This is a genomic window from uncultured Sulfuricurvum sp., assembly GCF_937936435.1.
In the GTDB taxonomy this organism is placed as follows: Bacteria; Campylobacterota; Campylobacteria; order Campylobacterales; family Sulfurimonadaceae; genus Sulfuricurvum.
In genome coordinates this window covers 1-8,196 of the sequence record NZ_CALDDG010000048.1, presented here as the reverse complement: position 1 = coordinate 8,196, position 8,196 = coordinate 1, and the positions used below count along the sequence as shown (strand labels likewise).

8 protein-coding genes are annotated in these 8,196 nt (G+C 44.0%); 1 reads left to right on the top strand and 7 read right to left on the bottom strand.

Annotated elements, in window-relative coordinates; all coding sequences use genetic code 11:
• Positions 1 to 1,628: 1,628 nt before the first annotated feature.
• Positions 1,629 to 1,907, bottom strand: coding sequence for a peptidylprolyl isomerase (locus tag Q0389_RS05830; protein WP_298692629.1), 279 nt, complete (start codon positions 1,905 to 1,907; stop codon positions 1,629 to 1,631).
• Positions 1,908 to 2,051: 144 nt separating this feature from the next.
• On the opposite strand from Q0389_RS05830, the gene Q0389_RS05825 reads away from it, so the two are divergent.
• A complete protein-coding gene (locus tag Q0389_RS05825) occupies positions 2,052 to 2,495 on the top strand; it encodes a thioredoxin domain-containing protein (protein ID WP_298692625.1) in 444 nt (147 codons plus the stop codon).
• Positions 2,496 to 2,507: 12 nt separating this feature from the next.
• On the opposite strand, the gene Q0389_RS05820 is transcribed toward Q0389_RS05825, so the two are convergent.
• From Q0389_RS05820 to potA, 6 genes are all read right to left on the bottom strand, one after another.
• Positions 2,508 to 3,068, bottom strand: a complete 561-nt coding sequence (locus Q0389_RS05820) for a transglutaminase-like cysteine peptidase (RefSeq protein WP_298692622.1) — start codon at positions 3,066 to 3,068, stop codon at positions 2,508 to 2,510.
• 13 nt (positions 3,069 to 3,081) lie between these two features.
• The gene (locus Q0389_RS05815; RefSeq protein ID WP_298692620.1) at positions 3,082 to 4,236 is read right to left on the bottom strand and encodes a multidrug effflux MFS transporter; all 1,155 of its coding nucleotides are present in this window, start codon (positions 4,234 to 4,236) and stop codon (positions 3,082 to 3,084) included.
• Between the two features lie 70 nt (positions 4,237 to 4,306).
• Positions 4,307 to 5,332 (bottom strand): extracellular solute-binding protein, encoded by a 1,026-nt coding sequence (locus Q0389_RS05810; protein WP_298692618.1) that lies wholly within the window; start codon positions 5,330 to 5,332, stop codon positions 4,307 to 4,309.
• A complete protein-coding gene (gene potC, locus Q0389_RS05805) occupies positions 5,329 to 6,096 on the bottom strand; it encodes a spermidine/putrescine ABC transporter permease PotC (RefSeq protein WP_298692615.1) in 768 nt (255 codons plus the stop codon). The genes Q0389_RS05810 and potC overlap by 4 nt, the downstream gene beginning before the upstream one ends.
• Positions 6,083 to 6,946, bottom strand: a complete 864-nt coding sequence (gene potB / locus Q0389_RS05800; protein WP_298692613.1) for a spermidine/putrescine ABC transporter permease PotB — start codon at positions 6,944 to 6,946, stop codon at positions 6,083 to 6,085. The genes potC and potB overlap by 14 nt, the downstream gene beginning before the upstream one ends.
• Complete coding sequence (gene potA / locus Q0389_RS05795; protein WP_298692611.1) at positions 6,936 to 8,018, bottom strand: spermidine/putrescine ABC transporter ATP-binding protein PotA; 1,083 nt, start codon at positions 8,016 to 8,018, stop codon at positions 6,936 to 6,938. The genes potB and potA overlap by 11 nt, the downstream gene beginning before the upstream one ends.
• Positions 8,019 to 8,196 lie beyond the last annotated feature (178 nt).

Genomic DNA, 8,196 nt, shown 5'->3' with positions numbered 1-8,196 from the left:
GATAAAGGAATGTGACTGGAGTTCAGACGTGTGCTCTTCCGATCTTTTAAATTTCATTTCAATGATCATTTTCGCAATAAAGAGTCCCAAACCTGTCCCTTGGGACTGATGTTTCGTCGTGAAATACGCATCGAACATATGGTCGATGATGTTGGGGGAAAATCCACCTCCGTTATCGGATATTTTAATGATATTTTCCTCTTTTCCGGCGATACACATGACGGTGATGCGGGTACTTTTGGCTTCGATGGCGTTATTGATGATAATCAAAATGACCTGTTCCATTTCATTGATCGAACCGTAGACGGACGATTTTTCATCCAGCGTGAACGCCGTGGATATTTTTTTGCTGCTCAGGGTGCTTCCGAGTAGATGCATGGTCTCTTCGATGGCTCTTTTGATCGAAAAGACTTCCATTTTTTTCGTACTTTGTCCGTCATTGAGAAAGTTTTTAAAGATATCGATTGTTTTGGACATATAGCTGATTTGCAAATGCATATCGTCGAAGAGTTTTTGCTGATAGGCGGGATCGATCGGTCCCATCATGCTTTTGATGCTTAAATCGGCGATGCACAGTTCTATGACGTTCAGAGGCTGTTTCCATTGATGGGCGATATTATTGATCATCGTTCCCATCTCGATAAAACGGGCCTGCTTGAGCAAAAACGCATCTTTGATCTTGGTTTTTTCTTCTTCGATAGCCCTTTTTTTCATCGCGTCGTCGATGTTTTGTTGCATATGGAGAAATCCGTTGATGATTTCGGATATCTCGTCGTCTATATGGGTATTAAACGAGTTGAAAGAGAGTTTATCGCCTGGAAGATACCCTTTGATCTCTTTGGCGATTCTGCGCAGAGGTGTCAAAAGCTCTTTCAGTAAGCGCATTTCGAGATAAAAATAAAGGGCAAGGAGAAAAATTAAAAGGACCCCGATAGCATAATATTTCAAAGAGAGTTTTTTCAGCAAATGGTGACCGTAAGCAATTTCAATCGATCCGAGCAAGGTATTGGATACTCCGTTATCAGGGCTGTAAACCGGTGCCGTATAGGTAATGTTGTAGGGGTCGTTAGGCAAAAAGGAAGGAGCTTTGATTTGTGATACGAGAATACCTTTATTGTTTTTAAACGCAATATACTCAAGCTTGTACGTCGTCAGGATTTTGTTTAAAAAGTCGTCCATCAGAAAGCGGTCGTCTTTATTGTTGATAAAATACCATACTCCTACTTTTGCGGAGAGCGATTCGGAGATGATGGCAATATGTCTTTTTTCCGATTCGATAAAAGTATCATTAACGAGTTTGTAGATAAAGATTCCGCTGCCGATAAAAATTAAAGAGAGTGCGACAACGATATATAAAAATAATTTGCGCTGTAACGATATAGTGCTAAAAAGTTTACTGAAGCGAATATCCGTTGTCACCGTATGTATCCCTTGCTATAAGTGGATCGAAGAGAGTTTTGATTTTGTATTATCATACCGCGTCATCCTGATGTGAAGGATGTCTTTGAGATATTTTAGCCAAATAAATCACAGAAATAGATTGTTTTAGTTTTATTTTCGACAAAAGTTATTGCGTACAGGTTGAAAGAAACGAATCTCCGACATTTCTATCAGAGATATCGATGCCGTTATCCGCGTGCGGTTACTTCGAGGAGATGGAAGCCGAATTGGGTTTTGATCGGACCGTAGAGTACACCGACATCACCGTTAAATACGGCAGTGTCGAATTCTTGTACCATTTGACCCGGAGTGAAACGTCCCAAATCTCCCCCTTTTCGTCCGGAAGGGCATTGTGAATGCTCTGCCGCTATCTCGGCAAAAGAGGCTCCGTTCTCGATTTGTGTTTTCAGTTCGTTGCATTCAGCTTCGGTGCTTACCAAAATATGCCGTGCGATTGCCCATGCCATGATGATCCTTTGGAGTGATTTTCGGTATTTTACTGAAAGGTTTCGCAACACCCGCTTATAGATGTCTGTGCGGCGTATCAGAATCGTTAGCATGGTATTTGCATACGGAAGGATATCGAAAATACTTATCTAGGAGCCTGTATTATGGAATCGCTTAAGATCGTATGTGTCCGTTGTAACCATATCAATCACGTTAAAAATGAAGTTACCCGCGAAAATGTCGTATGCGAAGCGTGCAGTCACTCCCTTTTGGATACGGTTCCGGTCGAATGCGATGTACAAGGGTTTAATCAGCATATTTTCGAAAATGATATTCCGGTTTTGGTCGATTTTTACTCTCCGGAATGCGCACCGTGTATGAAAATGGCTCCCGATTATGAAAAAGCGGCCGCTTCATTCGGTCTTGAAGTCCGTTTTATCAAGATCAATACCCAAAACGATCCTGATTTGGCTCGTCAGTACGGAGTCAATATGCTTCCGACGATAGTCGCTTTTAAAAATGCCAAAGAGGTGAACCGTTTTAGCAGTGCCCTTTCCAAGGACCAACTATCGATGTGGGCGGAGAGTCTGATTCAGATGACCCTTTAATCTCTCGACAGATTATTGGCCGTTATCGATTTTTTGGAGAAGATTTCGGTAGCTGGCAACGATATGACGGGTGAGCGGATCGGTTGCCTTACTGAGCCGAGGGTCGTTTAAGTCGTAGAGGATATGCAGATCCGTTCTCTTTTGGATCGGAAGGACCTTCCAACTGAGATTGTCGAGGATAAGAGTCTCGTTTCGATCGTTACGTACGCCCAGTACGGCATGAAAGTCCCGTTCGCTGTGTACTTTGACAATATAGATCATCATGGAAGAGGGAGCAAATCCTAATGCTTTGAGGGTAAAATATTTGGCAAATACGAAATCTTCGCAGTCTCCGCCGCCTCTGACGATAAATTCTTTAGGGGTTGCCCAATAGTCTTCTTGTCCCCATATATGAGTGTCATAATCGTTGACAATACGGTTAAAATAGGCGTTAACTTGTTCGATTTGCACTATTTTAGGCTTTGAGGATATTTTATTCATAAAATCCCGATAATCATCGAGTCGTAATTGGGCGATATCATTGGCGCTGAGCAGCGGAAAAACCGAGAAAAGTAAAACGATATAAATACGCATAGGCACGGTATCGTCAGGGACGCAATAACCGTAATGAAAACAGGGCAAGCAACGGCGTTGCCGCCATCATGGCAAATATCGGAATCAAGGTTCCGGTATGAATGGAAGAGGCGATAAATCCGATGGTTCCGGCAATTGTAAATTCGGTCACGCCTATGACGGAATTGGCGACGCCGCTGTCATTTTTGAAGAATTCCAACGCCAGGGCAATTCCGTTTCCGAAAATGATTCCGAGTATTCCGACATAGATTGTCATTGCAAAAAAGACAGCCGGAAGATTGGGTGAAAAGGAGAGGAGTAAGAGCACGGTTCCCGCTGCCAGCTGGATCGTCATCCCGGCAGATAAGATGGTTTTGGGCTCATAGGTTTGAACCATTTTGATATTCAAACGGGTCAGCGCAATCATGACAAGGACGTTAGCGCCGAACAAGAAAGGGAAAAGCTGTTTGCTGACATGGAAATATTCCATATAGATAAAACTCGATTTTTCAATAAAAATGAACATCCCTGAAAAAGAAAAGGAGAGGGCGAGAATATAACCGAGAGCCTCTTTGTGGGTCAATACTCTTTTATAGGCTTCTGCAATCTGTGAACGGGTTTTAGAGCCTGTTTCGGGGAGGTAGAAAAAGAGGATGAGGAAAACGGAAGTGCTGTATATGCCCAGGAACAAGAAGACGTAATTCCAGGAGAAATAGGAGATGACGAGCGAACCCAAAGCGGGGGCGACCATCGGTGCAATCATCGTAATCGAAGCTATGGTCGAAAAGATTTTGGCTGCCTCTTTTCCGTGAAACAGATCGCGCACTATCGCCGGAGCGTTGACGATGGCCAATCCTCCTGCAAGGGCCTGCATTCCGCGGAAGAGGTAGAGTTCTTCGAGGGTAGTGGTCAGAAAGAGGGCAAAATCGGCTGCGGCAAAGAGCGACAATCCGATCAAAGCGGTGCTGCGCCTGCCGATACGGTCGGAGAGTATCCCTCCGATAAGCTGTCCTACGGCAAAGAAGAGTAAAAAGATACTGATCGTCATCTCGATTTTTTCGATTCCGACATGCAAAAAACGGGCGATTTCAGGCATGGAAGGAAGATAGGTATCGATCGCTAAAGGGGTCACGGAGGTAAGCGCTGCGAGTAAAACGACTAGAAGAATATGATTATAAGCTTTTTGCATGGTCGGTATCTTTAGGAAAGAGTGGGGGAATCATACCCCACCTTTGGATAATTGATGATAGCGGCGGATACTATTTGAGAGCTTTGAAACGTTCCCAGTATTTTTCATACACTTTGACGGCACTGCCGATATCGGTTTGGAATTCGCTGTTTTTCAGGTCCTGAGCATTCGGATAGATGATTCGGTTGGACTGTACCGCTTTAGGAAGAAGTTTGACCGATGCGGCATTCGGAGACGCGTAGCCGATCTCTTCGGAAATGATTTTTCCGATTTCCGGTTTTAGAAGAAAATTGATAAATTTATGGGCACTGTCGATATGTTTGGCATTTTTCGGAATGACCAGAGAATCAACCCAGAGCATGATCCCTTCTTTCGGATAGACGTATTTCAAATCAGGCGACTCCTGGTTTGCCATATAGTTTTCGCCGTTAAAATTCATACCGAGTTTGACCTCTTCGCTCAGATAAACCTGTTTAGGAGACTCGGAATTGAATACTTTGACATTGGGTTTGAGAGCCAGAAGCTTTTGATAAGCCTGTTCGATATGTTTGGGATCGGTGTCGTTGGCGCTGTATCCGAGTACTTTGAGACTCATTCCGAATACTTCGCGCAGATCGTCGGTGAGGAGAACCGATTTTTTGTATTTCGGATTCCATAGATCGGCCCAAGAGGTAACAGCCCCTTTGCCCAAAAGTGCCGAATTGTAGGAAATTCCGGTGCTTCCCCATAGATACGGAACGGAATAGTCGTTTTTCGGATCGAACGGTTTGTAGAGGAGAGTTTGGTCTAGATTCTTGAAGTTGGGAATCTTGCTTTTGTCGATCGGAGCGAGTAATCCCTCTTTTGACATTTTGCTGACGAAGTATGTGGAAGGGACGATAATGTCGTAACTGCTTTTTTTATCGGTTTTGATCTTGGCATACATCGCTTCATTGCTGTCGTACGTTGAATACTTGACCTTTATCCCGCTCTCTTTTTCAAATTGCTTGATCACTTTTTGGGGCAGATATTCGCTCCAATTGTAGACGTATAATACGTTATCGGCTCCGAATGCCACAGACCCGAGCAGCAATAAACCTGAAAGGATTTTTTTCATTGAATTCTCTCCCTGATTAAAAATTGAGATAGTGCGACTACCACGATAGTAAAGGTGAACATGATAGCAGATAAGGCATTAATCTCGGGACTTACTCCGAGCCGTACCATCGAAAAGATCTTGATCGGAAGGATCTCGAAATCGGTTCCGCTCACAAAAAAACTGATGATGACATCATCCAGCGAAAGGGTAAAGCTGAGTAAAAACCCCGCGATTACGGCGGGAAGTATGTTCGGTAGGATGACGCGTGTGAAAATATCCATCTCTCCGGCACCCAGATCACGGGCGGCTTCGATAATATTTTTGTCAAAACCGCTTAGACGGCTCATCACGGTAACCAGTACGAACGGGAGAGAAAACGAGATATGGGCAATCAAAAGCGAGGTAAAACCGAGTTGAATGTTGAGCAGTACGAACAGTATGAGCAATGCGATTCCCATGACGATTTCGGGTGACATAATGAGGATGAAGACGATGGCGTTTAACAATTTTTTACCGGAAAAAGTGTATCGAAAAAAAGCGACGGCACCGATGCTTCCGAGTAATGTTGCGATAAGCGAGGAGCTTGTCGCTACCATGATCGAGTGGATAGCGGCGTCGAGCAGCTCCTCGTTCTCCATTAGTTTGTCATACCATTTCAGCGTAAATCCGCTCCAGTTGAGGGAGTATTTAGAATTGTTGAATGAATAGAGAATCAAAATGAAAATCGGTAGATATAAAAAAGAGAAGACCGAAAAAAGATAGAGCCGTTTAAAAAAGTTCATCGTTTTTCTTTTTATTGATTTTATCGGCAAGTGAATAGACCCAAATTAGCAAAAGCATGAGAAAAGTCAGGATGACGCTGGCGACACTGCCGAACGGCCAGTCGCGGAAAGTGAGAAACTGATTTTTGATAAAGTTCCCGATGACGAGATCATTCGCACCGCCGAGGAGATCGGAGATAAAAAACATCCCTAAAGAGGGGAGAAATACGAGACTGATACCGGCGATGATCCCCGGAAGGACGAGGGGGATAATAATCCGGACCATGACGGTTTGTCGATCGGCACCCAGATCGAGCGCTGCTTCGATCAGACGTTTATCGAACTTTTCGAATGATGCATACAGCGGCAGAATCATGAACGGCAGAAGGGTATAGACCATACCGATAATGACAGCGACGTCGGTGTAGATAATTTCGATCGGTTCGTTAACTATTCCCATCCCTATTAAAACGGCGTTCATCACCCCTTTGGTTTTTAGAATAACGACCAATGCGTACGTGCGAACCAGCGAACTGGTCCAAAACGGGATGATCGTCAGTACCAGCAGTAACGAGGTGTATTTGCGGGAGACCTGAGAAAGAAAATAGGCAAAAGGGAATGCGATGACTAGGCATATCAGCGTGGAGATCGCAGAGAGTTTAAACGAGATGAGAAAAACATCCAGATAAAGCGGATCGAAAATTTTGAGATAACTCTCAGTGCTGAAAGTATAGAGGATTAGCTCCTCGTCCCCACGTGTGAGAAAACTGGCGATAAAGACGAGTAGGAACGGCAATAGCCCGAAAAGGACCAGCCATGACGATATTCCGAATATGGAAAGTTTTCCAAACCAACCGGCTTTAGTTTTCAAGGATACTTTCCCATCCGTCGTTCCAGTAGATATAGAGCTTTTGCCCTACGGTATACTCCAGTGCATCGCTGTCTTCATTGTAAAACTCGCTGGCGAAGACGGTTTTCCCGTCGCTAAGATCGATAATCAGGTCGATTGTGACCCCTTTATAAATGATCTCTTTTAGTTCCCCTTCAAAATAGTTGTTTGAACGGATGTCTTCGAGATTTCGTTCACATCGAAAATCTTCGGGACGGATCAGAACGGTAAATTGGGTCGCGGCGGTTTTGGAGATGAAATGTTCCAACACCATTTCTTTGCCTTCGATGTCGAACAACGCTTTATCCCGATCGATCAATACCGCTTCGAGGAGATTGGTCTGTCCGATGAAGTTCGCCACAAAAATATTTTTCGGGTTTTCATATACCTCTTTTGGGGTAGAAATTTGTTCGATTTTACCATTATTCATGACGACAATACGGTCACTCATGCTGAGGGCCTCTTCCTGATCGTGAGTGACGAATAAAAAGGTGATTCCCAGTTTCCGCTGCATCTGTTTGAGTTCGATCTGCATCATTTTGCGGAGTTTATAGTCTAAAGCGCTCAAGCTCTCATCCAGGAGCAAAATAGAGGGTTTGTTGACAATCGCACGGGCAATGGCGACACGCTGCTGCTGCCCGCCGGAGAGTTCGTGAACCATTTTCTGCCCGAACTGTCCAAGCTGAACCAGTGCCAGTGCGTCTTGTACTTCTTGCGTTATCTTCTCTTTCGGCATTTTTTTCATTTTGAGACCGAAAGCGATGTTGTCGAAGACATTGAGATGGGGAAAGAGGGCATAACTTTGGAATACGGTATTGAACCCTCGTTTGTTCGGAGGAAGTTTGGATATCTCTTCATCGTTCAGAAAAAGGGTTCCGCTATCGATCTCTTCGAATCCGCCGATGATTCGCAATATGGTTGTTTTCCCGCACCCGCTCGGTCCTAAAAGGGTTAAAAATTCACCGTTGTATATCTCTAAATCGATATTTTTGAGAACGAGGGCATCGTCATACGATTTAGAGATGTTTTGTAAACGTAATAGAGTGTTTTTCATAGAGGTATTTTATCGAATTAGGATACGAAATGCAGTTGTAGAATAGAAGGCGTAACCGTTTTGTAATAGGTGTTTTTCATGATGCTTAATGATCTAAAATATCTTCCGTCTCGATTCGGACAAAGGGATTTTTGCGGCTTTCGGTCAGGATTTGTCGGAGCCGATTTAAGATGCTCTG